This is a genomic window from Streptomyces sp. NPDC050743 (genome assembly GCF_044456925.1).
Classification (GTDB): Bacteria; Actinomycetota; Actinomycetes; order Streptomycetales; family Streptomycetaceae; genus Streptomyces.
In genome coordinates, this window is sequence record NZ_JBITGJ010000052.1 from 29133 (window position 1) to 52058 (window position 22926).

At 71.5% G+C, this 22926-nt stretch carries 18 protein-coding genes; 14 read left to right on the top strand and 4 right to left on the bottom strand.

Annotated features, from left to right (window positions below; translation table 11 throughout):
* Positions 1 to 272 precede the first annotated feature (272 nt).
* A complete protein-coding gene (locus ACIBJF_RS34670) occupies positions 273 to 1382 on the top strand; it encodes a PP2C family protein-serine/threonine phosphatase (protein ID WP_399179778.1) in 1110 nt (369 codons plus the stop codon).
* Positions 1383 to 1670: 288 nt separating this feature from the next.
* On the opposite strand, the gene ACIBJF_RS34675 is transcribed toward ACIBJF_RS34670, so the two are convergent.
* Positions 1671 to 3419 carry a dolichyl-phosphate-mannose--protein mannosyltransferase gene (locus tag ACIBJF_RS34675; protein ID WP_399179780.1) on the bottom strand — a complete coding sequence of 583 codons (1749 nt, stop codon included), beginning with the start codon at positions 3417 to 3419 and terminating at the stop codon, positions 1671 to 1673.
* Between the two features lie 135 nt (positions 3420 to 3554).
* Here ACIBJF_RS34675 and rsmI point away from each other — a divergent pair, with 135 nt between their 5' ends.
* The 6 genes from rsmI to ACIBJF_RS34705 all read left to right on the top strand — a co-directional run bounded on the left by rsmI (position 3555) and on the right by ACIBJF_RS34705 (position 9539).
* The gene (gene rsmI / locus ACIBJF_RS34680; protein WP_399179782.1) at positions 3555 to 4403 is read left to right on the top strand and encodes a 16S rRNA (cytidine(1402)-2'-O)-methyltransferase; all 849 of its coding nucleotides are present in this window, start codon (positions 3555 to 3557) and stop codon (positions 4401 to 4403) included.
* A gap of 332 nt (positions 4404 to 4735) precedes the next feature.
* Positions 4736 to 5137 carry a hypothetical protein gene (locus ACIBJF_RS34685; protein WP_399179784.1) on the top strand — a complete coding sequence of 134 codons (402 nt, stop codon included), beginning with the start codon at positions 4736 to 4738 and terminating at the stop codon, positions 5135 to 5137.
* A 47-nt stretch (positions 5138 to 5184) separates the two neighbouring features.
* Positions 5185 to 6081 (top strand): TatD family hydrolase, encoded by an 897-nt coding sequence (locus ACIBJF_RS34690; RefSeq protein WP_399179785.1) that lies wholly within the window; start codon positions 5185 to 5187, stop codon positions 6079 to 6081.
* A gap of 155 nt (positions 6082 to 6236) precedes the next feature.
* Positions 6237 to 7673: a ubiquitin-like domain-containing protein gene (locus tag ACIBJF_RS34695; RefSeq protein ID WP_399179787.1), complete on the top strand. Its 1437-nt coding sequence runs from the start codon at positions 6237 to 6239 to the stop codon at positions 7671 to 7673.
* A gap of 82 nt (positions 7674 to 7755) precedes the next feature.
* Positions 7756 to 8649 (top strand): 16S rRNA (adenine(1518)-N(6)/adenine(1519)-N(6))-dimethyltransferase RsmA, encoded by an 894-nt coding sequence (gene rsmA, locus ACIBJF_RS34700; RefSeq protein WP_399179789.1) that lies wholly within the window; start codon positions 7756 to 7758, stop codon positions 8647 to 8649.
* On the top strand, positions 8646 to 9539 hold the full coding sequence (locus ACIBJF_RS34705; protein WP_399179791.1) for a 4-(cytidine 5'-diphospho)-2-C-methyl-D-erythritol kinase: 894 nt from the start codon (positions 8646 to 8648) through the stop codon (positions 9537 to 9539). Before rsmA ends, ACIBJF_RS34705 begins: the two co-directional genes overlap by 4 nt.
* A 3-nt stretch (positions 9540 to 9542) precedes the next feature.
* Here ACIBJF_RS34705 and ACIBJF_RS34710 read toward each other — a convergent pair whose 3' ends face one another.
* Positions 9543 to 10148, bottom strand: a complete 606-nt coding sequence (locus ACIBJF_RS34710) for a Uma2 family endonuclease (protein ID WP_399179793.1) — start codon at positions 10146 to 10148, stop codon at positions 9543 to 9545.
* Between the two features lie 144 nt (positions 10149 to 10292).
* On the opposite strand from ACIBJF_RS34710, the gene ACIBJF_RS34715 reads away from it, so the two are divergent.
* From ACIBJF_RS34715 to ACIBJF_RS34730, 4 genes are all read left to right on the top strand, one after another.
* Positions 10293 to 12101, top strand: a complete 1809-nt coding sequence (locus ACIBJF_RS34715) for an ABC-F family ATP-binding cassette domain-containing protein (RefSeq protein ID WP_399179795.1) — start codon at positions 10293 to 10295, stop codon at positions 12099 to 12101.
* 528 nt (positions 12102 to 12629) lie between these two features.
* Entirely contained in the window at positions 12630 to 14432 is a 1803-nt protein-coding gene (locus ACIBJF_RS34720) for a PQQ-binding-like beta-propeller repeat protein (RefSeq protein WP_399179797.1), read from the top strand.
* A gap of 81 nt (positions 14433 to 14513) precedes the next feature.
* Positions 14514 to 16349 carry a PQQ-binding-like beta-propeller repeat protein gene (locus ACIBJF_RS34725; RefSeq protein ID WP_399179799.1) on the top strand — a complete coding sequence of 612 codons (1836 nt, stop codon included), beginning with the start codon at positions 14514 to 14516 and terminating at the stop codon, positions 16347 to 16349.
* A 224-nt stretch (positions 16350 to 16573) separates the two neighbouring features.
* The gene (locus tag ACIBJF_RS34730) at positions 16574 to 17257 is read left to right on the top strand and encodes a LuxR C-terminal-related transcriptional regulator (RefSeq protein WP_399179801.1); all 684 of its coding nucleotides are present in this window, start codon (positions 16574 to 16576) and stop codon (positions 17255 to 17257) included.
* Positions 17258 to 17488: 231 nt separating this feature from the next.
* On the opposite strand, the gene ACIBJF_RS34735 is transcribed toward ACIBJF_RS34730, so the two are convergent.
* The gene (locus tag ACIBJF_RS34735; protein ID WP_399179802.1) at positions 17489 to 17833 is read right to left on the bottom strand and encodes a hypothetical protein; all 345 of its coding nucleotides are present in this window, start codon (positions 17831 to 17833) and stop codon (positions 17489 to 17491) included.
* A 21-nt stretch (positions 17834 to 17854) separates the two neighbouring features.
* Positions 17855 to 19546 (bottom strand): sodium:solute symporter family protein, encoded by a 1692-nt coding sequence (locus tag ACIBJF_RS34740; RefSeq protein ID WP_399179804.1) that lies wholly within the window; start codon positions 19544 to 19546, stop codon positions 17855 to 17857.
* A gap of 180 nt (positions 19547 to 19726) precedes the next feature.
* Between ACIBJF_RS34740 and galT the strand changes: the two genes are divergently transcribed.
* Genes galT through galK form a run of 3 tightly spaced genes read left to right on the top strand, consistent with a single transcriptional unit; the run spans position 19727 to position 22901 of the window.
* Positions 19727 to 20788, top strand: coding sequence for a galactose-1-phosphate uridylyltransferase (galT, locus tag ACIBJF_RS34745; RefSeq protein WP_399179806.1), 1062 nt, complete (start codon positions 19727 to 19729; stop codon positions 20786 to 20788).
* Positions 20785 to 21747 carry a UDP-glucose 4-epimerase GalE gene (gene galE, locus ACIBJF_RS34750; RefSeq protein WP_399179807.1) on the top strand — a complete coding sequence of 321 codons (963 nt, stop codon included), beginning with the start codon at positions 20785 to 20787 and terminating at the stop codon, positions 21745 to 21747. Before galT ends, galE begins: the two co-directional genes overlap by 4 nt.
* The gene (gene galK / locus ACIBJF_RS34755; RefSeq protein WP_399179809.1) at positions 21747 to 22901 is read left to right on the top strand and encodes a galactokinase; all 1155 of its coding nucleotides are present in this window, start codon (positions 21747 to 21749) and stop codon (positions 22899 to 22901) included. The genes galE and galK overlap by 1 nt, the downstream gene beginning before the upstream one ends.
* Positions 22902 to 22926: the final 25 nt, after the last annotated feature.

A 22926-nucleotide genomic window follows, 5' to 3' on the forward strand; every position in this document is an offset into this window, starting at 1 on the left:
CATCCGCGACCGCCACGAGTCGATCGGGATCGCGGTGCCCGAGTACAGGGACCAGAAGTCGAGCGCAGCCGGGCTAGCCGCCCGAGTCGTCCTCTACCGGCGGTTCTCCAGCGACCGCCAGAACTTCCTTGTAGCCGCTGCCCACCTTGCCATCGTCCGTGTGGACCACCAGGGCTGTCAGCGGTGGGTCGCCTGCAACATCATGGGGCGAGCTGCGACTCGCCGCTCGTATCGTGAAAAGAGACAGAGCTGCGGGACAAGGCAGGGAAGTCATGAAGGTACCGGCGATCGACTACGCGGCGGTGTTCCAGGCCCTTCCCGGGGCGGTGGCGCTGGTGACCCCGCAACTGATCTACGCGGACGCCAACGCGGAGTTCTTGCGCCTGCGGGGCCTTCCACGCGAACAAGTGATCGGTCACTTCGTGCCCGAGGACCACCCCGAAAAAGCCCCCGCCGAGCCTCTCCTGCTCAGAGTCCTGGCGTCACTGCGCCAGGCGGCGGGAACCGGTGAGCGCAGCATCGTGGCGTTGCAACGCTACGACATGGAGGACCCCGACCAGCCCGGAGTGTGGCACGAGCGGTACTTCAACATGACCAACATCCCTGTGTTCGGACCGGATGGGCGGGTGGCGCTGCTGCTGCACCGGGCGGAGGACGTCACCGAACTCATCCGCACCCGTGAAGTCGCGCTGGCCTTGCAGGAATCCATGCTGCCCGCTCTGCGCCCGGCAGGCCGGCATCAGGCGGCCGTACGCTACCGGCCCGCCGCCGAAGCACTGCATGTGGCCGGCGACTGGTACGACCTGGTCGACCTGCCCGGCGACCGCATCGCCGTCGCCGTCGGCGACGTCGTCGGCCACGGCCTGCCCGCCGCCGGCGTCATGGGACAACTGCGCAGCGCCCTCACCGCCGCCTGCCTCGTCGCCCCAGGCCCCGCCCGCGCTCTGGAAGTCCTCGGGTTGTACGCGCGAACCCTCGACGGCGCCGAGAACACCACCGTGGCTTCGGCATTCATCGACTGGGAGACCCGCACCATCACCTACAGCAGCGCCGGCCACCCCCCACCCGGGCTTCTGCAGAGGGACGGGACCGTCGAGTTCCTCGACCAGGCCACCGACCCGCCACTGGCCGCCCGCCCTCAGCACGCCACCCGGATCCAGGCTGTCGCGCCCTTCCGCGAGGGCGCCGTTCTCGCGCTTTACACCGACGGCCTGATCGAACGCCGCGGTGAGGACATCGACTCCGGCCTCGCCCGGCTCGCTGACTCGCTGGCCCGCCACCGGGCAGACGACCCCGACGTCCTCGCCGACGCCGTGCTCGACGACCTTCTCCCACCCGGGGGCGCCACCGACGACACCGCCCTGGTCATCGTGCGCCTGTGAATCCGGCCCGCCGCGTTCGTCTTTTCGTTCGCCCCTCGCCGACATCAGCGACGTGCCTGGTTACGGATGGCGGCGCGCCCCGCGCCCGGAGCAGACCTGGGGAAGCCAGGTTCTGTGACGGCGTTTCCGCTGGTGGTAGGCAGGCGGCCGCGCGGTCTGCAAACCTGCCGACCGTGCCGGCAGGGCCGTCTCCGGGCCGTCTGAGGGTGGCCGATGACGACCTCCGACAGCCAGCAACGACCAGGACGGCCCGGCGTCCTGCCGGGCCGTCCTGGCGCGTGTGCCCGGCTAGACCCAGGTGTCCAGCCACATCCGCGACCGCCACGAGTCGATCGGGATCGCCGTGCCGGTGTACAGGGGCCAGAAGTAGATGAAGTTCCAGGCGATCAGCAGCACCAGGACGCCCGCCGCCGACGCGCCGATCACGCGGCGGGTGTCGGAGGAGCCCGGTGGGCCGATGATCGCGCCGATCATCATCGCCACCGCCAGGCACAGGAACGGCAGGAAGACGACCGCGTAGAACAGGAAGATCGTCCGCTCCTGGTACATGAACCAGGGGAGGTAGCCCGCCGCGATGCCGCACGCGACGGCACCGGCGCGCCAGTCGCGGCGCAGCGCCCACCGCCACAGCACGTACAGGATCGCGAAGCAGGCCGCCCACCACAGCAGCGGTGTGCCGAGCGCCAGCACCTCGCGGGCGCACTTCTGGCCCGAGCTCGCCGGGCAGCCGTCGGCGCCGGGGTTCGGGGACTCGTAGAAGTACGACACCGGGCGGCCCAGCACGATCCAGCTCCACGGGTTGGACTGGTAGGTGTGCGGGGAGGTCAGGCCGACGTGGAACTTGTACACCTCGTGCTCGTAGTGCCACAGGCTGCGCAGCCAGTCCGGCAGGAAGGTCCAGCTGCCGCCCCTGCCGTCGGTGGCCGCCCAGTTGCGGAAGTAGCCGCCGGTGCCGTCCGTCGGGGAGAGGATCCAGCCGGTCCAGGAGGCCAGGTAGACCGCGATCGCCACCGGGACCGTCGCCAGGAAGGCGATGCCGGTGTCGTACTTCAGTGCCGCCACGTACGGGTGCCGGGCGCCGGCCGTCTTGCGCGCGCCCACGTCCCACAGCACCGCCATCACACAGAACGCGGCCAGGATGTACAGGCCGTTCCACTTGGTGCCGAGGGCCAGGCCCAGCATCAGCCCTGCCGCCCAGCGCCAGGGGCGCAGGCCGAAGCGGAACGTGTCGGCGACGCGCTCGTCCGGGCGGACCCGGCCGTCGGCGTCCACCGGCAGCGCCGCGGCCAGTCTCTCCCGCGACCGGTCCCGGTCGATGACCAGACAGCCGAACGCGGCCACCACGAAGAACATCAGCACGCCGTCGAGCAGCGAGGTCCGGCTCATCACGAAGTGCAGGCCGTCCACCGCCATCAGCGCGCCCGCCAGGCAGCCGAGGAACGTCGAGCGGAACATCCGGCGCCCGATCCGGCACAGCATCAGCACGCTCAGCGTCCCCAGCAGCGCCGTCATGAACCGCCAGCCGAACGGGTCGAACCCGAAGATCAGCTCACCGAGCCCGATGACGTACTTGCCGACCGGCGGATGCACGACGTACGCCGCGTCCGTCGGGATCGGGAGATGGCCGTGCGTTTGCAGCACCAGGTCGTTGGCGTTCTTGTCCCAGTTGACCTCGAAGCCGCGGTGGACGAGCGCCCAGGCGTCCTTGGCGTAGTACGTCTCGTCGAATATCACCGCGCGCGGGCTGCCCAGGTTCCAGAACCGCATCAGGCCCGCCATCAGCGTCACCAGCAGCGGGCCGCCCCAGCCCGACCAGCGCGTGATCCGCTCGGCGAGGACCGGCGGCACGCCGAGCACCTGCCACAGCCGCGGGCCCGGCTCGGCGTACGGGGGCACCAGCCGGCCGCGGACGTCGCCCGAGGGCGCGTCCTTGGCCGGTACGTACCCGAATCGGCGCAGCCGCTGCTGCCACGACGGCCGCTGGTCGTGCGGCGCCTGGCCCTGCCGGAGGTCCATGGAGGACGCGGTACTGGTCACCCGCGCCATGGTAGGGAACCGTTCTGTGCGAGTCCCGTGCATGTGGGGTACCGGTCGGGTACCAGTCGGGATGTGGTCGTTCTCCGGGGTGCGGGGGCGGGCCGCGCGGTGGGCGGCGGCTGGGAGGATGGGGGTGTGACTGGAACCCTTGTCCTGGCAGGTACCCCCATCGGCGACATCGCGGACGCGCCGCCCCGGCTGGCCGAGGAGCTCGCCGGCGCCGACGTGGTGGCCGCCGAGGACACCCGGCGGCTGCGCCGGCTCACCCAGGCCCTCGGCGTCACGCCCAAGGGCCGCGTCGTGTCGTACTTCGAGGGCAACGAGTCCGCCCGGACGCCGGAGCTGGTCGAGGAGCTGCTCGGCGGCGCGCGGGTGCTGCTCGTGACCGACGCCGGGATGCCGTCCGTCTCCGACCCGGGCTACCGGCTGGTCGCGGCCGCGGTGGAGAAGGACATCCGGGTCACCGCCGTACCGGGGCCGTCCGCGGTGCTCACCGCGCTCGCGCTGTCCGGGCTGCCCGTCGACCGCTTCTGCTTCGAGGGCTTCCTGCCGCGCAAGGCCGGCGAGCGCCTGTCCCGGCTCCGGGAGGTCGCGGCCGAGCGGCGCACGCTGGTCTACTTCGAGGCCCCGCACCGGCTCGACGACACCCTCGCCGCCATGGCCGACGTCTTCGGCGCGGACCGGCGGGCCGCCGTGTGCCGGGAGCTGACCAAGACGTACGAGGAGGTACGGCGCGGCCCGCTGGCCGAGCTGGCGGCGTGGGCCGCGCAGGGGGTCCGCGGGGAGATCACCGTGGTGGTGGAGGGGGCGCCGCAGAGCGCCCCTGAGGAACTGGACGCCGCGGAACTGGTCCGCCGGGTACGCGCGCGTGAGGAGGCCGGGGAGCGGCGCAAGGAGGCGATCGCGGCGGTGGCCGTGGAGGCGGGGGTGCCGAAGCGGGTCGTTTTCGACGCTGTCGTTGCAGCGAAGCGTGTCGGTGAGTGACCGGGTTCGTTCGCCTGGCGGTTCGGGGGGTGTGCGCCGTTGGCGGCCGCGGGTCTGGGGGTGTGTTCGCGCAGTTCCCAGCGCCCCTTGCGGGTGCTGCGGAAATCCCTCTGAGCAGGGATCTTCTCTTGTGAGCGGACGGGCCATGGGACGGCAAAAGGCTGTCGCAGATGGCAAAGGGAAACGGGGCCGATCGGGGCCTTTTCTGCAAGGAAGACTCAAATCGCCTCCAACACTCGACAGCTCTGGTGCGTTCGCGCTGGTGAAGGCGTCCACTGGGTGAAGAGACGCCCCGTCGCGGGGCGCTTGTCCAGCGGACAAGAGGAGCTGGCATGAGTGAGATCGCAGGGCAGACCGGCCTGCGCGGCACGCCCACAGCCGTCGTTCACGAGTCGTATTCGTTCGCCTGCATGCGATGCGGGCACGGCTGGGAGCAGTCGTACGAGATAGAGCACCACACGGACGCCGACGGCCAGGAGTTCGTGCTGTACGTGGCGGACGGCCGGGTCGTGCCGTCGCCGCTGAGCCGGCCCGGCTGCCAGAACTGCGACGGTCACGTCGTGCGGATCATGCGCGCGGGTCAGGTCTCGTCGGTGCGCGGCGCCGCCGAGCGGCACCACGCCGTGCCGCAGGCCGGCCCGGTCGAGGCCCCGCGGGTGCCCACGGAGGCCCAGGAGCCGCACCACTGGCACCTGTCCGATCTCCTGCACCCGTTCCAGCGCAAGACCGGCTGAGCGGATCGGCGGCCGGCGCGGGTCTGCCCCTTTCGTAGGATCGGGGCATGCCTTCGAACGCCGGCCAGACCTCCAAGGGCGACAAGAGCGCCGCACCGCCGCTTCCGGCGCCGCTGCGCGTTCCGGTCGCCGACTCGCACACCCATCTCGACATGCAGTCCGGCACGGTCGAGGAGGGCCTCGCGAAGGCCGCGTCGGTGGGGGTGACGACCGTCGTCCAGGTCGGCTGCGACATCAAGGGCTCGCGGTGGGCCGCCGAGATCGCCGCGGCCCACGACAGCGTCCACGCCGCCGTCGCCCTCCACCCCAACGAGGCCCCGCGCATCGTCCACGGCGACCCCGACGGCTGGTCGCGGCAGGGCGCTCGCGAGCCGGGCGGGGACGCGGCGCTCGACGAGGCCCTCGCCGAGATCGACCGGCTCGCCGGGCTGCCCCAGGTCAGGGGCGTCGGAGAGACCGGGCTGGACTACTTCCGCACCGGCCCGGAGGGCAAGGCGGCCCAGGAGCGGTCCTTCCGCGCCCACATCGAGATCGCCAAGCGGCACGGCAAGGCGCTCGTCATCCACGACCGGGACGCGCACGCCGACGTCCTGCGCGTCCTGAAGGAGGAGGGCGCCCCCGAGCGCACGATCTTCCACTGCTACTCCGGCGACGCCGAGATGGCGCGGATCTGCGCCCGCGAGGGCTACTTCATGTCCTTCGCCGGCAACGTCACCTTCAAGAACGCCCAGGACCTGCGGGACGCGCTCGCCGTCGCCCCGCTGGAGCTGGTCCTCGTGGAGACCGACGCGCCCTTCCTGACTCCGGCGCCGTACCGCGGGCGCCCCAACGCGCCGTATCTGATCCCCGTCACGGTGCGCGCCATGGCCGCCGTGCGCGGCATCGACGAGGACGCGCTGGCCACGGCCCTCGCCGCCAACACCGCCCGGGCCTTCTGCTGCTGAGCCCTGTCGCGTTACCGGACCGCCTGTTCGAGTAGTGGACGCACGCTCGACGGGCAACAGTACGTAGTCGCGTCGCTTTGGAGAGTGACGAACGCTCCGCTAGGTTCTGGGGTCCCGATCCGGACCCCCCTCTGGCACCTCTGGAGCGTGTCGGCGTGAGCAAGTCGCAGAACGAGACGTTCGAGCCGTATGAGCCGCACGAGCCCTACGGCCCCGACACTTCCGTGCACACCGCGGAGACCCTGCCGTACGGGATGTACCCGGACACCTACCGGCCCGCCTACGAGGCGCAGGCGTACCTCGTCACCGAGCCGGCGCCGCCCCGGCGGGGCGTGAGCGGCGCCCCGCAGGCGGACCACGCCCGGAGCGCGCGGGATGCCGGGAGCGCGCGGGACGAGGACGGTGCGTCGGAGGCAGACGGGGCGTGGGAGGGCGAGCCGGCCGCCGGCGCGAGCGGGCGGGGCGCGCGCCGGCGCAAGCTGCGCTGCGTCGAGCGCCCGGATTCCGCCATGCGCCGACTGCTGCCGCAGGCGCTGGTCGTGGCCTTCCTCGCCGGCGGCACCACCGCGTTCGTCGCCGAGGACAAGGCGATCGAGCTGACCGTCGACGGCCGCCAGCGCACTCTGCACACCTTCGCCGACGACGTGCACGATCTGCTCGCCGAGCAGGGCGTGCGCGTGGGGGCGCACGACATGATCGCGCCCGCCCCCGACGCGGAGCTCGCCAGCGGAGACGCGGTCGCCGTGCGCTACGGGCGCCCCGTCCGGCTCACGCTGGACGGCAGACGGCGCGAGGTGTGGACGACCGCGCACACCGTGGAAGGGGCGCTGGAGGAGCTGGGGGTGCGCGCCGAGGGCGCGTACCTGTCCGCCTCGCGCTCCCAGCCCATCGGACGCGCCGGGTTCGCACTCGACGTCCGCACCGAGCGTGCCGTCACGATCACGGCCGACGGCCGGAGCCGGACCATCCGCACCAACGCGGCCACCGTCCGCGAGGCCGTCGAGGAGGCCGGGATCGGCCTGCACGGCCAGGACACCACCTCCGTCCCGCCGGACAGCTTCCCCCGCGACGGACAGACCGTGACCGTGCTGCGGATCAGCGGCACCCGGGAGGTCCGCGAGGAGCTGATCCCGTTCAAGACCCAGCGCAGGGAGGACCCCACCCTCTTCAAGGGCGCCGAGGTCGTCGCCCAGCCCGGGCGGCCCGGACTGCGCCGCGACACCTACGTCCTGCGCATCGTCAACGGCGTCCACGACAAGCCGCGCCGGGAGACCTCCGAGGTGGTGCGCAAGCCGCGCAAACAGATCGTGCGGGTGGGCACCAAGCCGCTGCCGACCTCCGTGGCCGGCACCGGCCACCTGAACTGGCACGGTCTCGCCGCCTGCGAGTCCGGCGGCCGCCCGCACGCGGTCGACCCCTCCGGCACGTACGGCGGGCTCTACCAGTTCGACACCCGCACCTGGCACAGCCTCGGCGGCAGCGGCCGCCCCCAGGACGCCTCGGCGGAGGAACAGACCCTGCGCGCGAAGAAGCTGTACAAGCGGCGGGGGGCGACGCCGTGGCCGCACTGCGGGGCGCGGTTGCACGGTTAGCGGGCACCGGCGACGGACCCACCCCGGCCGCAGCGCCGGGCGGCCGGCGAACCGGCCGGGCAGACCCCCGTACCCTTGTCCCGTGAGCAGCCCCACCCCCGACGCCCTCCTCGGCCCCGCCGACATCCGCGAGCTGGCGGCAGCGCTCGGTGTCCGCCCCACCAAGCAGCGCGGCCAGAACTTCGTGATCGACGCGAACACGGTCCGCCGTATCGTCCGCACCGCCGAGGTCGGCCCCGACGACGTGGTCGTCGAGGTCGGCCCGGGGCTCGGCTCCCTCACGCTCGCGCTGCTGGAGGTCGCCGACCGGGTCACCGCCGTCGAGATCGACGACGTGCTCGCCGGCGCCCTGCCCACGACGATCGGGGCGCGCATGCCGGCGCGCGCCGACCGGTTCGCGCTCGTCCACTGCGACGCGATGCACGTCACCGCACTGCCCGACCCCCCGCCGACGGCGCTGGTGGCGAACCTCCCCTACAACGTCGCCGTCCCCGTGCTGCTGCACATGCTCGACACCTTCCCCAGCATCGAGCGCACCCTCGTCATGGTGCAGTCCGAGGTCGCCGACCGGCTCGCCGCCGCCCCCGGCTCGAAGGTGTACGGCGTGCCGTCGGTGAAGGCCAACTGGTACGCCGAGGTGAAGCGGGCCGGGGCCATCGGCCGCAACGTCTTCTGGCCCGCGCCGAACGTCGACAGCGGGCTGGTGTCCCTCGTCCGGCGGGCCGAGCCGATCAAGACGACCGCCTCCAAGGCCGAGGTCTTCGCCGTCGTCGACGCGGCCTTCGCACAGCGCCGCAAGACCCTGCGGGCGGCACTGGCCGGCTGGGCCGGGTCCGCCGCCGCCGCCGAGGCCGCCCTGGTCGCGGCCGGTGTCTCGCCCCAGGCCCGCGGCGAGTCGCTGACGGTGGAGGAGTTCGCGCGGATCGCCGAACACAAGGACGCACGGAGCACCGAGCACGAGGAGAGCGGCGAGTGAGCGTCACGGTCCGGGTACCGGCCAAGGTCAACGTCCAGCTCGCGGTCGGCGCCGCGCGCCCCGACGGGTTCCACGACCTCGCCAACGTCTTCCTCGCCGTCGGCCTGTACGACGAGGTCACCGTCACCCCGGCCGACGAGCTCCGCGTCACCTGCGCGGGCCCGGACGCCGCCCAGGTCCCCCTGGACGGCACCAACCTCGCCGCGCGCGCCGCGATCGCGCTCGCCGGGCGCCGGGGCATCGAGCCGGCCGTGCACATCCACATCGACAAGGACATCCCGGTCGCCGGCGGCATGGCCGGCGGCAGCGCGGACGGCGCGGGCGCGCTGCTCGCCTGCAACACGCTGTGGAACGCCGGCGCCTCCCGCGCCGAACTGCTCTCCATCTGCGCCGAGCTGGGCAGCGACGTGCCCTTCAGCCTGGTCGGGGGCGCCGCTCTCGGCATCGGGCGGGGCGAGCAGCTGACGGCCCTGGAGGTCGGCGGCACCTTCTGCTGGGTGTTCGCGATGGCCGAGCGGGGGCTGTCGACCCCGGCGGTCTTCCGTGAGTTCGACCGGCTGGCCGAGGGGCGGGAGATCCCCGGGCCGGTGGCCTCGGCGGACCTGCTTCAGGCGCTGGCGAAGGGGGACGCGGAGGCGCTGGCCGCAGCCGTGTCCAATGATCTTCAGCCCGCGGCGCTGTCCCTGTTCCCGGAGCTCGCCGACACGCTGGACGCGGGGCGCGGGGCGGGTGCGCTCGCCGCGCTGGTCTCGGGCTCCGGGCCTACGACAGCCTTCCTGACGCGCGATGCCGAGTCGGCGGAGAAGGTGGCGGCGGCCCTGCGGGCGTCCGGCACGTGCAGGTCGGTGCGGACGGCGGCGGGGCCGGTGGCGGGCGCGATGGTGGTTTGAGGGTCAGCGTTTGCCGATGGTGGTCAGGTCGATGTCGATGGGGTAGGGCTTGTCGACCTTGATCCGGTCGCGATGCATGCCCATGTGCACGTAGGACTTGGTGAGTGGGTCGAGCTCGTAGACATGGATGACGGGCCCGCCGGTGGTGCCGTTCTGTTCGACGCGCCAATAGTTGGGGATCCCTGCGGCGGCGTACTTCTGCGGTTTGGTCGTACGGTCGCGGGATTCCGAGTCCGGCGAGACGACCTCCGCGGCGAGCAGGACGTCCTCGGCCTGAAACTTGGTCTGGTCCAGCCCGGTGACCGCCTCGGCTCGGACCACGCTGACATCGGGTTCGGGCCCGTTACGGTTGTCAAGGATGACAGTCATCTCCCGCTCGACACTGAATTCCGGGACGAGAGAGCTGCGCAGGCCGTCGACCAAGAGGTCGATCGCAAGGAAGTGGAAGCGGCGCTGCGGACTCACGAAAACCAGACTCCCGTCGATCAGCTCGGTGTGCGGCGGGAGATCCGGCAGTGTGAACAGGTCGTCCACGGTGTAGCCGTCCTGGGGCGGCACCGGCCACTGGACGCGGTGCTCTACGGACTCGGCGGTCATGGTTCCTCCCATGGACGGGATCCTGCTGCCTGCCCTCCACGGTAGCGGCCGCCTCCTGATCACGTCATCACAAAGAGTGACCAACCCCTCGCGCCCCGCCTTCACCCCGGCAGGCCCTACGCTAGAAGGCTGACCGACCCCGCGCACAGGAGTGAAATGGCCGTCAACCTGGTCAATGTCGAGAACGTCAGCAAGGTGTACGGCACCCGTGCCTTGCTGGACGGCGTCTCGCTCGGTGTGTCGGAGGGGGACCGGATCGGGGTCGTCGGACGCAACGGCGACGGCAAGACCACCCTCATCCGCATGCTCGCCAAGCTGGAGGAGGCCGACACCGGACGCGTCACGCACTCCGGCGGCCTGCGGCTCGGCGTGCTCACCCAGCACGACTCCCTCGACCCCGCCGCCACCGTCCGCCACGAGGTCATCGGCGACATGGCCGACCACGAGTGGGCCGGCAACGCCAAGGTCAGGGACGTACTGACCGGGCTGTTCGGGGGGCTGGACCTGCCCGGGTTCCCGAAGGGGCTCGACACCGTCATCGGGCCGCTCTCCGGCGGCGAGCGGCGCCGTATCGCGCTCGCCAAGCTGCTCATCGAGGAACAGGACCTGATCGTCCTCGACGAGCCCACCAACCACCTCGACGTCGAGGGCATCGCCTGGCTCGCGAAGCACCTGCAGAACCGACGCTCGGCGCTGGTGTGCGTCACCCACGACCGCTGGTTCCTGGACCAGGTCTGCACCCGCATGTGGGACGTGCAGCGCGGCGACGTGCACGAGTACGAGGGCGGCTACTCCGACTACGTCTTCGCGCGTGCCGAGCGCGAGCGCATCGCGGCCACCGAGGAGGTCAAGCGCCAGAACCTGATCCGCAAGGAGCTGGCCTGGCTGCGGCGCGGCGCCCCCGCCCGTACGTCCAAGCCGCGCTTTCGGGTGGAGGCCGCCAACGAGCTGATCGCGGACGTGCCGCCGCCCCGGGACAGCTCGGAGCTGATGAAGTTCGCCTCCTCGCGGCTGGGCAAGACCGTCTTCGATCTCGAGGACATCACCGTGCAGGCCGGGCCGAAGGTGCTGCTCAAGCACGTCACCTGGCAGCTCGGTCCCGGTGACCGGATCGGTCTCGTCGGCGTGAACGGCGCCGGCAAGACCTCCCTGCTGCGCGCCATGGCCGCGGCCGCCCGCACCGAGGGCGAGGAGCAGCCGGCCGGTGGCCGTATCGCCGTCGGCAGGACCGTCAAGCTCGCCTACCTCTCCCAGGAGGTCGCCGAACTCGACCCCACCTGGCGGGTCCTGGAGGCCGTGCAGCAGGTCCGCGAACGCGTCGACCTCGGCAAGGGGCGCGAGATGACCGCCGGGCAGCTGTGCGAGACGTTCGGCTTCAACAAGGAGAAGCAGTGGACGCCGGTCGGTGACCTGTCGGGTGGCGAGCGCCGCCGCCTGCAACTGCTGCGGCTGCTGATGGACGAGCCCAACGTCCTCTTCCTGGACGAGCCCACCAACGACCTCGACATCGAGACCCTCACCCAGCTGGAGGACGTCCTCGACGGCTGGCCCGGCTCGATGATCGTCATCTCCCACGACCGCTTCTTCGTCGAGCGCACCACGGACCGGGTCTTCGCCCTCCTCGGCGACGGCACCCTGCGGATGCTGCCGCGCGGCATCGACGAGTACCTGGAGCGCCGTCAGCGGATGGAGGAGGCCGTCGCCGCGCAGGCCGCCGCCGCGGCACCCAAGCCGGCCACGCAGGAGAAGAGCGCCGCCGACCAGCGCGCCGCCAAGAAGGAACTCCAGAAGATCGAGCGCCAGTTGGACAGGATCTCCGAGAAGGAGTCCAAGCTCCACGCCCAGATCGCCGACAACGCCACCGACTTCGCGAAGGTCGCCGACCTGGACGCCCAACTGCGCGACCTCGCCGGCGAGCGCGAGGAACTGGAGATGCGCTGGCTGGAGTTGGCGGAGGACGCGTAACGGGGGCGGGTGCGGGGCGGCGGGGGCCCCGACGCGGATACGGCGCGCGGGCTGGAGTGCGGACGGGGGCGCGCGCGGCCGAGCGGGGCTCTCGGTCTGGTCGTGTGCGCTGCCGACCACGGCGCCCGGCCCGGTAGTGCGCGCCGCCGAGCGGGGCTCTCGGTCTGGTCGTGTGCGCTGCCGACCACGGCGCCCGGCCCGGTAGTGCGCGCTGCCTGATCGCGCATCCCTCTGGGCGTCAACCAGCCACCGCACACCCCCTCTTCACCACCCGCACCCCTCACCGCGCCGGCGTCCGCCCCCGGCGCGCGGGGCCATTGCGTGCGCTGCGTGAAGGGGGCGTGAAGGCGCGTAACGGCCGCATCACGGGCCGGTCGTCCCTTGGGAACAGCGCCGGATCCGGGCCCGTGTGCTGTCGGTACCGAGTGATAGAAAGGGCCGTCTGAGAATCGTCTGAGTAACGACCCAGGGTCCGTCAAGAACCTCAGGGCGTGGCGAAAAATCAGTGAACGAGGGGGAAGAGCGCTGATGACCCAGCCGCCCAACCAGCCGCCGCAGGGCGGATTCGGAGCACCGCAGGACCAGCCGCCGCAGGGCGGCGGTTTCGGCGCCCCGCAGACGCCACCGGCCCCGGGCGGTTTCGGCGCCCCGAGCACCCCGTACGGCACCCCGGGCGCCCCCCAGGGCGTGCCCGCCGCGCCCGGCGTACCTCCCACGCCACCGCCGCCGGCCCAGCCGCCCGCCGCCCCGCCGCAGCCGGGCTACGGCTACCCCCAGCAGCCGGGCCCGTACGGCGCCCCCGCCCCGGGCCCCTACGGCTATCCGCAGCAGCCGGGCCCGTACGGGGCGGCGCCGCAGCCCGGGTTCGGGCAGCCGCAGCAGCCGCCGTACCCGGGCGCGCCCGGTGCCCCGCCCGGGAAGAAGCGGACCGCGCTGATCATCGGTGCCGCGGTGGCCGCACTGCTCGTCATCGGCGGCACGGTGTACGCGGTCACGAGCGGCGGCGGCGACGGCGGCAAGAAGAAGCCGGTCGCCCAGCAGAGCGACGACGACAAGCCGTCCGCCTCCGGCTCGCCGAGCGCGTCGAGCGGCGGCGGTGACGACCCGGAGAACCTCAACGAGGGCCACAAGGCCGGAGAGGCGAAGGTGCTCTGGTACAAGTCGGCACCGGACGCCCCCGGTTCGGGCGCCGACGCGCCCGGCATGTGGATCACCGGCAAGGCCGCGGTGAAGGCGGCGTACAAGCAGGTCTTCGCCTACGGCGTCGGCGACGGCAGGCCCGTGTGGGGACCTCTCTCCTTCCCCCAGAAGATCTGCGCGGTCACCCCGCAGAAGTCGGCCGACGACAAGGTCGTCGTGGCGTACATGAGCGGCGCGGGCGACGACGCCAAGTGCAATCAACTGCAGCAGATCGACCTGGGCACCGGCGAGAAGGGCTGGAGCGCCAAGGTCGCCGACGGCGGGCTGTTCGACAGCGCGCTCAACGTCGAACTGGCCGTGAGCGGCAGGACGCTGATGGTGGGCCGGTCCGAGTCGGGTACGGCGTACGACATCGACAGCGGCAGGAAGCTGTACGACAAGACGAAGTACGGCGCGGCCTGCTTCCCGGCCGCGTACGCGGGCGGTACCGACCGGCTGATCCAGGTGTCCTCCTGCGGTGCCGGCGGCAGCAACGCGCACGACGAGATCCAGGAACTGGACCCGGCCACCGGCAAGGTGCGCTGGACCCAGCCGGTCAAGAAGGGCTGGCAGGTCACCCGGACGTTCTCCGTGGACCCGCTGGTGGTCTATCTGACCAACCAGGACAAGAAGGCCTGGAACATCTCGACGTTCACCAGGGACGGCAAGTTCCGCTCCGAGGTGAAGGTCGACGAGAAGTTCGCCCCCCGCTGCGGCTGGGCGATCCTCGAACGCGACCTGCAGGGCTGCCAGGGCGTCGCCGCGGACGCCGACACGCTGTACCTGCCGACGGACGCCACCAGCACCGCCAACGAGATCGTCGCCATCAGCCTCTCCACCGGCAAGGCGCGGTGGCGGGCCAAGTCCCCGGCGAACGAGCCGATGTACCCGCTTGAGGTCGAGGGCGGCAGGCTCGTCGCGTATGTGCAGCCGTCGTACGACGCGGGCGGCCAGGTGGTGTCGATCCCGGCCACCGGCTCCTCCCACACCACGACCAAGCTGCTGCAGAACCCGCAGGGCACCGCCGAGATCGAGGACACCTTCTTCGACAGTGTCGTGGACTGGGCCGACGGGCGGTTCTTCATCTCCACCGGCCGGCTGTCCGGCAGCGACCAGTCGAAGGAGAAGCTGATCATGGCCTTCGGCAACTGAGCCGCCGTCCCGGCTCAGTCCCCGTCCCGACCGAATCCCCTTCGCCGTCCGGCCCTTTCGGCCTCACCGAGGTACCTCCCCATGACCCAGCCGTCCCCTCCGCCCCCGAACCAGCCCCCGCAGCAGGGCGGTTTCGGCCCTCCGACCGCGCAGCCCCAGCAGCCTCCCCAACCCCCGCAGCCGCAGCCCGGCTACGGCTACCCGCACGCCGCGTCGGCTCCGCAGCCGCCGCAGCCGCAGCCGCAGCCCGGCTACGGCCGGCCGCAGGTCCCGCCGCCCGCGCAGCCCCCGCAGCCCGGCTACGGCTACCCGCAGGTCCCGCCGCCCGCCCAGCCGCCGCAGCCCGGTTACGGCTACCCCGGTGCGCCGCAGCCACAGCCCCCGGCCGGCTACGGCCAGCCGCAGAACCCGTACGCGCAGCCCGCGCAGCCGGGTTACGGCTACCCGGGCGGGCCGCCGGCCCCGATGCAGCCGCAGCCGGTGCAGGGCGGCGGCGGGCGGAACAACACCGCGCTGTTCATCATCGTCGCGGCGGTCGTCGCGATCGCGCTGATCGTCGGCGGCGGCATCTGGTACGCCCACTCCTCCGGGGACGACGCCAAGAAGCACGACGCCGCCTCCTCCGGCGGCGGCAAGAACGGCAGCGGCGGGACCACGGGGGGCGGCGGCAAGGAGAAGGCGCCGGCCGACCCCGCGGCCGAGGTGCTGTTCAAGGTTGCGCTGCCCACCACGGACGACGTGGTGAGCACCGCGGGCTCATGGCTGACCGACAAGGTGTACGCCAAGAGCGGCGTCGCCGAGATCGTCGGTTACGACCCGGTCAAGGGCGGCAAGCTGTGGACGATCAAGCTGCCCGGCCCGGTCTGCGCGGCCAGCAGGCAGGTCACGTCCGACGGCCGGACCGCGATCACCTACCAGCCCAAGTGGGACACGAAGAAGAGCTTCGCCGGATGCTCGCAGATCGCCGCGATCGATCTCGACGCGGGCAAGAAGCTGTGGACGAAGTCGGTCAAGTCCGGTGACTACCCGATCAGTTACCAGAATGTGACGGTCGGTCAGCACACTGTCGCCGTCGGCGACACCAGCGGCGGTGCCGCCTTCGACATCGACTCCGGCAAGGCGCTGTGGCTGCCGAAGCCGGGTGACGACTGCTACGACGCGGGGTACGGCGGCGGCGCCAAGCTGGTCGCGGTGCGCAGCTGCGGAGACTTCGACAACGCCCGGCTGCTCATCCAGACCCTCGACCCGAAGACGGGCAAGGTGCTCTCCGAGTACAAGATGGACCCGGGCATCGACGAAGCCTCCGTCGTCTCCACCGACCCGCTGGTGGTGGCCGCCGCCGTGGGCGACAGCACGGAGGTGTCGGACTACTTCTCCATCGACGGCAAGACGGGCAAGCTGCTCGCTCACATCTCCGCGCCGTCGAGCACGTACGCCGGCAAGTGCGAGGGCATCACCCGCGTCGAGGACTGCCACGGGGTCGTCGTCGGGAACGGCAAGCTCTACCTGCCGACCGCGGAGCACGACGGCTCCTCCGGCCTCAGCCAGACCAACTCGATCGTCGCCTTCGACCTCGCCACCGGAAAGCCGACGGGCCAGCGCGCCGACGCCGGCGACGACAGCACGCTCTCCCCGCTGCGCATGGACGGGAGCAATCTGCTCGCCTACAAGCCGCCGACGTACAACAAGGGCGGTCAGGTCGTCAGTATCGACGGCGGCAGCTTCAAGACGACCAAGCTGCTGGAGAACCCCGCCGAGAAGAACGTGCGGGAGGCGGAGAGCAACTTCCTGCCCGACAGCAACGAGTTCCTCTTCCGCGACGGCCGCCTGTACATGGCGCAGGTCTTCGCCCGCCGGAAGGGCGTGTCGTCGATCGGCGAGCAGGACCTGGTGCTGGTGTTCGGCACGGGTGGCTGACGCCGCGCCGTCGACGCGGCGGTCTCGCCCGAATGGGTGACTTACCGAGAAGTGCCCCGGATTTCATCGATCCGGGGCACTTCTCATCAAGAGGGGCAGCGCGAGGTCGAACAAGCGTGTAGCTTCCGGGGGCATGAAGGGCGAGGAGCCGGGGGCCCTCTGGCCTTGTGTGTCGGTGGGCGTCCATAGTGGGGCATCCATGGGGGGGACTGGGGGGTTGCTCTATGGGAGTGCGGCTCATGGTCGTCGACGACCATCGCCTGCTCGCGGAGGCGCTCGCGTCGGCACTCAAGCTGCGCGGGCACCGGGTGCTCGCCGCGGCGGCGCCGGCCGCGGGCGCGGCGGACCTGGTGATCGCGCGGGCGCCGGAGGTGTGCCTGCTGGGTACGGCGGCGCCGGCCGAACCGGGTGTGTTCGACCCGGTGGTGAAGATCAAGCGGGAGCGGCCGCAGGTGGCGGTGCTGGTGCTCGGCCCGGTGCCCTCGCCGCGCGGCATCGCGGCGGCCTTCGCGGCCGGGGCGTCGGGGTACGTACGGCACGACGAGCGGATCGAGGGCGTCGAGCGGGCGATCATGAAGGCGCGGGCGGGGGAGGCGGCGGTGGCGCCGCAGTTGCTGCAGGGGGCCTTCGGGGAGCTGCTCAATCCGGCCGCCCAGCCCGATGACGAGGCGCAGCGGCTGCTGTCGATGCTGACGCCGCGCGAGGTGGAGGTGCTGGTCAGGGTGGCCGACGGGGAGGACACCCAGCTGATCGCGGCGGGGATGGGGATCGCGCCGAGTACCGCCCGTACCCATGTCCAGCGGGTGCTGATGAAGCTGGGGGTCGGCTCCCGCCTGGAGGCGGCGGCGCTGGCCGCGCGAACGGGGTTGCTGGACCGGGCGGGACCGGTGGCTTCCGCTCCCGAGTAGGCGGCCCGCACTGGCGCGGGCCGGGGATGAGGTCGCTCACCGGCGCCGGCGGGGTGCCCACCCCGAGGGGTGCCCCCGGCGCCCACCCGTGCCGCCGGGGTCCCCCAGGCCCTTGAGGCACTGGGGGAGGCACGACTGCCGGCAACTACGGCGGCGCGGGGCTGTACCGATGTGCGGCTCCGCCGCGCGGGCGCGCCCGGCCCCCACGCCCCCGCGGCCGGAACAGGCGCTCTACTCCCCCTGCCGCTCCTCCGGCAGCCCCTGAGGAGGAAGCGGCGGCGGAGTGGGCCGGAGCTTCAGCCAGGCCAGGAAGAAGATGCCCAGCAGGAGCATGCCGATCCCGGTCCAGAGGTTGATGTTGACGCCCTGGGCCTTGTCGATGGCGGCCTGGGAGTCGGTGATGCCGGTGACCGTGACGATGACGCCGTACACCACGAACAGGCCACCGATGATGCGGCGCAGGTCGAAGATGCGGGCGGCCGTCGTGGACTTGCCCTCCAGCTCGGTGACTTCCCGCGCCACCTCGTCCTCGGTGTAGTGGTGGCGGCGGCCGGGGTGCTCGGGGTGTTCAGACATGGTTTCCTCGATCCTCCCGCGTCAGAACGAGAACGGGACGTAGCAGACGGCGGCCAGGACGACCGCGCCCCAGCCCAGCAGGGCCGGCCGGCGGTACCAGGCCTCGTCACCGGGCGCGGGCGGTTCGGACATGCCGGGGGACCGGGTGCCGTAGACCAGGCCCTGCAGCTCGTGGGCCGGCTTCGGCCTGGTGAACAGGGACACCGCGACCATCACGACCGCGCCGGCGACGAAGCCCGCGATCGCGGAGACGAAGTTGGCGCCCTGGTCGGAGGGGAGGGAGATGATCCCCTTCTTGTAGAACACGAAGTAGTTGATCATCGCGGTCACGGTGCCCGCGAGCAGGCCCCAGAAGCCGGACTTGGCGGACGCGCGCTTCCAGAACATGCCGACGATGAACACGACGAACATCGGCACGTTGAAAAAGGAGAACAGCGTCTGCAGGTAGCTCATGATGTTCGAGAACGAGGACGCCAGGAACGCCGTGCCGATGGAGGCGAGGACGCCGATCACGGTGATCAGACGGCCGAACCGGACGTAGTACCCGTCCTCGCGGCCGCGCACCACGTACTTCGCCCAGATGTCGTTGGTGAACACGGTGTTGAAGGACGACACGTTGGCGGCCATGCCGGCCATGAACGCGGCGAGCAGACCGGTGACGGCGATGCCGAGCACGCCGTTGGGCAGCAGCTCCTGCATCAGGAAGGGGATGGCGTCGTTGTACTGGTAGCCGGAGCCCGCGGTGCCGAACTTCGGGATGAGCGCGGCGGCGACCAGGCCCGGGATCATCACCAGGAAGACGATGAAGATCTTCGGGTAGGCGGCGATCAGCGGGGTGCGCTGACCGGCGGAGAGGTTCTTCGCGGACAGCGCGCGCTGCACCTCGGCGAAGTTGGTCGTCCAGTAGCCGAAGGACAGCACGAAGCCGAGGCCGAGGACGATGGTCAGCCAGTTCGCGCCGAGCGGGTTGACGTGGCCGATGCCGGTACCGCCCCACGCGGTGGTGAAGTTGGCGCCGTGCGTCGCGGTCAGCTTGTCGGTCAGCCCGCCCCAGCCGCCGACCTTCTTCAGGCCGAGGACGGTGATCGGGATCAGGGCCGCCAGGATCACGAAGAACTGGAGCACCTCGTTGTAGATCGCCGAGGACAGGCCGCCCAGCGTGATGTACGCCAGCACGAACGCGCCGGCGACCACGATCGCGACCCACTGCGGCCAGCCCAGCAGCGCCTCGACGACGATCGCGAGGGCGTAGAGGTTGACGCCCGCGATCAGGATGGCGGCGAACGCGAACAGGATCGAGCTGAGCAGGTGGGCGCCCCGGTCGAAGCGCAGCAGCAGGAACTCGGGGACCGAGCGGACCTTGCTGCCGTAGTAGAACGGCATCATCACCAGGCCCAGGAAGACCATGGCCGGGATCGCGCCGATCCAGTACCAGTGCACGGTGTACGCGCCGTACTGGGCGCTGTTCGCGGCCATGCCCAGGATCTCGGTGGCCGCCAGGTTCGCCGAGATGAAGGCGAGGCCGGTGATCCAGGCGGGCAGCGAGCGTCCGGAGAGGAAGAAGTCGAGGCTGGTCTTGACGGAGCGGCGGGCAGCGAAGCCGATGCCCAGCACGACGACGAAGTAGATCGCCAGGATCGTGTAGTCCAGCCAGTTTGTGGGGAGCCGTAGTGCCGCCGCCATATACAGGGGACTGTCTGTGGGGGTTTGCATAAGAACTCGCTTCGTTGCGCGAACTGATCCAGAGCGGAACCTACGCCTCCGCGTTCAGAAATTGAACACTTCTGTTGACGTTCTTTGTTTGATTGTGATGGTCCTGGATGTTGTCGAGTTGTGGTCTGTTATGTTTGATTGTGTTGAGTGATTGGGTGCGGGACGTAGAGGAGTCCGGCGTTGAAGAAGACCTCGACACGGCTGGCCGACGGTCGTGAGCTCATCTACTACGACCTGCGGGACGACACCGTGCGCGACGCCGTCGACCGCCGCCCGCTGGAGCGGACCCATACGACGTCCGAGATCCGCCGCGACGAGCTGCTCGGCGACTCGGTCGCCGTCGCCTCCCACCGCCAGGGCCGCACGTACCATCCGCCGGCCGACGAGTGCCCGCTGTGCCCCACGCGGGGCGACCGGCTGAGCGAGATCCCGGACGCGTCGTACGACGTCGTCGTCTTCGAGAACCGGTTTCCCTCCCTCGCCGGCGACTCCGGCCGCTGCGAGGTCGTCTGCTTCACCTCCGACCACGACGCCTCCTTCGCCGACCTGACCGCCGAGCAGGCGCGCCTGGTGCTGGACGCGTGGACGGACCGCACGTCGGAGCTGTCGCATCTGCCCTCGGTCGAGCAGGTCTTCTGTTTCGAGAACCGCGGTGCCGAGATCGGCGTGACCCTGGGCCACCCGCACGGTCAGATCTACGCATACCCCTTCACCACCCCGCGCACCGCGCTGATGCTCCGCTCGCTGGCCGCGCACAAGGAGGCGACCGGCGGCGAGAACCTCTTCGACGCCGTCCTGGAGCGGGAACTCGCCGGTGGGCGGGTCGTCCTCGAGGGTGAACACTGGGTGGCGTTCGTGCCGTACGCGGCGCACTGGCCGTACGAGGTACACCTGTACCCCAAGCGGCGCGTGCCCGATCTGCTCGCCCTGGACGAGCCGGCACGCACAGAATTCCCCCAGGTCTATCTGGAACTCTTGAGGCGCTTCGACCGTATCTTCGGCGAGGGGGAACCTCCGACGCCCTACATCGCGGCCTGGCACCAGGCCCCGTTCGGCGCGCTGGAGGAGTTCGAGGGGGTCACGCGGGACGACTTCGCGCTCCACCTCGAGCTTTTCACCATCCGCCGCACTTCCGGCAAGCTGAAGTTTCTCGCGGGTTCCGAGTCCGGCATGAGCGTGTTCATCAACGACGTGCCGCCGGAGCGCGCGGCCGAGCGACTGCGAGAGGTAGCGAGTTCATGAAGTACCTGGTGACGGGTGGCGCGGGTTACGTCGGCAGTGTCGTGGCCCAGCATCTGCTGGAGGCCGGCCACGAGGTCACCGTCCTCGACAACCTCTCCACCGGCTTCCGCGAGGGCGTGCCCGCCGGGGCGGCCTTCGTCGAGGGCGACATCCGAGACGCCGCCAAGTGGCTCGACCCCACCTACGAGGGCGTGCTGCACTTCGCCGCGTCCTCGCAGGTCGGCGAGTCGGTGGTGAAGCCGGAGAAGTACTGGGACAACAACGTCGCCGGCTCCATGGCGCTGCTCGGCGCGATGCGCGAGGCGGGCGTCCGCAAGCTCGTCTTCTCCTCCACGGCGGCGACCTACGGCGAGCCGGACGAGGTCCCGATCGTGGAGAGCGCCCCGACGAAGCCGACCAACCCCTACGGCGCCTCCAAGCTGGCCGTCGACCACATGATCACCAGCGAGGCGAACGCCCACGGCCTGGCCGCGGTCTCCCTGCGCTACTTCAACGTGGCCGGCGCCTACGGCGCGCACGGCGAGCGCCACGACCCCGAGTCGCACCTCATCCCGCTGGTCCTCCAGGTCGCCCAGGGCCGCCGCGACGCGATCTCCGTCTTCGGCGACGACTACCCGACCCCGGACGGCACCTGCGTGCGCGACTACATCCACGTCGCGGACCTGGCGGAGGCCCACCTGCTGGCCCTGGCCGCCGCCACCCCGGGCGAGCACCTGATCTGCAACCTCGGCAACGGCGAGGGCTTCTCCGTCCGCGAGGTCATCGAGACGGTCCGGCAGGTCACCGGCCGCCCGATCCCGGAGATCGTGGCCCCGCGCCGCGGCGGCGACCCGGCCGTCCTGGTCGCCTCGGCGGAGGCGGCCCGCGAGAAGCTGGGCTGGAACCCGTCCCGCGCGGACCTCGCGGGCATCGTCGCGGACGCGTGGGAGTTCGCACAGCACATCGCAAGGGAGCAGTAGTGGGGGCACAGCAGGTCGCGGAGCGCTTCGCCGAGCTGTACGGCGCCGAGCCGGAGGGAGTGTGGGCGGCACCCGGCCGCGTCAACCTCATCGGCGAGCACACCGACTACAACGACGGCTTCGTGATGCCGTTCGCGCTGCCGCACCGGGCGATCGCGGCGGTCTCCCGCCGCACCGACGGCGTCCTGCGCCTGCACTCGGCGGACGTCGAGGGCGGCGTCGAGGAACTGCGGCTGGACGCCCTGGCCCCGCAGGGCGACGACGCGTGGACGGCGTACCCGGCGGGCGTGGTCTGGGCGCTGCGCGAGGCGGGCCACGGCGTGACCGGAGCGGACGTCCACCTGTCCTCGACGGTCCCGACCGGCGCCGGCCTGTCCTCCTCGGCGGCCCTGGAGGTGGTGATCGCGCTCGCCCTCAACGACCTGTTCGGACTGGGCCTTCCGGGCTGGAAGCTGGCCCGGCTGTGCCAGCGCGCCGAGAACGTCTACGTCGGCGCGCCCACCGGCATCATGGACCAGACCGCGTCGGCCTGCTGCGAGCAGGGCCACGCGCTCTTCCTGGACACCCGCGACCTGTCCCAGCGGCAGATCCCCTTCGACCTCGCGGCCGAGGGCCTGCGCCTGCTGGTCGTGGACACCCGGGTCAAGCACGCCCACAGCGGCGGCGAGTACGGCAAGCGGCGGGCCGGCTGCGAGAAGGGCGCGGCGCTGCTCGGCGTCGACGCCCTGCGGGACGTGCCGTACGCCGAACTGGACGCGGCCCTCGCCCGCCTGGGCGACGAGGAGGAGGTGGTCCGCTTGGCCCGCCATGTGGTGACGGAGGATCACCGGGTCGAGCGGGTCGTCGACCTGCTCCGCGCCGGCGAGACCCGCGCGATCGGCCCGGTGCTCACCGAGGGCCACGCCTCCCTGCGCGACGACTTCCGCATCTCCTGCCCGGAGCTGGACCTGGTCGTGGACACGGCCCTGGCGGGCGGCGCGCTCGGCGCCCGGATGACCGGCGGCGGCTTCGGCGGCTCGGCGATCGTCCTGGCGGAGGCGGCCGAGGTCGACACCCTCACCAAGGCGGTCGAAGAGGCCTTCGCGGCAGCGGGCTTCACCGCTCCGCGGGTGTTCGAGGCGGTGCCGTCGCCGGGCGCCGGCCGACTGGTCTGACACCCGCCCCGGCCACGACAGGCAC

Bases quoted from the DNA above. Each gene is read 5' to 3' on its own strand.
- ACIBJF_RS34670 (WP_399179778.1), top strand. From the start codon at position 273: ATGAAGGTACCGGCGATCGACTACGCGGCGGTGTTCCAGGCCCTTCCC.
- ACIBJF_RS34685 (WP_399179784.1), top strand. From the start codon at position 4,736: ATGAGTGAGATCGCAGGGCAGACCGGCCTGCGCGGCACGCCCACAGCC.
- ACIBJF_RS34690 (WP_399179785.1), top strand. From the start codon at position 5,185: ATGCCTTCGAACGCCGGCCAGACCTCCAAGGGCGACAAGAGCGCCGCA.
- ACIBJF_RS34710 (WP_399179793.1), bottom strand. From the start codon at position 10,148: ATGGGAGGAACCATGACCGCCGAGTCCGTAGAGCACCGCGTCCAGTGG.
- ACIBJF_RS34715 (WP_399179795.1), top strand. From the start codon at position 10,293: ATGGCCGTCAACCTGGTCAATGTCGAGAACGTCAGCAAGGTGTACGGC.
- ACIBJF_RS34720 (WP_399179797.1), top strand. From the start codon at position 12,630: ATGACCCAGCCGCCCAACCAGCCGCCGCAGGGCGGATTCGGAGCACCG.
- ACIBJF_RS34725 (WP_399179799.1), top strand. From the start codon at position 14,514: ATGACCCAGCCGTCCCCTCCGCCCCCGAACCAGCCCCCGCAGCAGGGC.
- ACIBJF_RS34730 (WP_399179801.1), top strand. From the start codon at position 16,574: ATGGGAGTGCGGCTCATGGTCGTCGACGACCATCGCCTGCTCGCGGAG.
- ACIBJF_RS34735 (WP_399179802.1), bottom strand. From the start codon at position 17,833: ATGTCTGAACACCCCGAGCACCCCGGCCGCCGCCACCACTACACCGAG.
- ACIBJF_RS34740 (WP_399179804.1), bottom strand. From the start codon at position 19,546: ATGCAAACCCCCACAGACAGTCCCCTGTATATGGCGGCGGCACTACGG.
- galE (WP_399179807.1), top strand. From the start codon at position 20,785: ATGAAGTACCTGGTGACGGGTGGCGCGGGTTACGTCGGCAGTGTCGTG.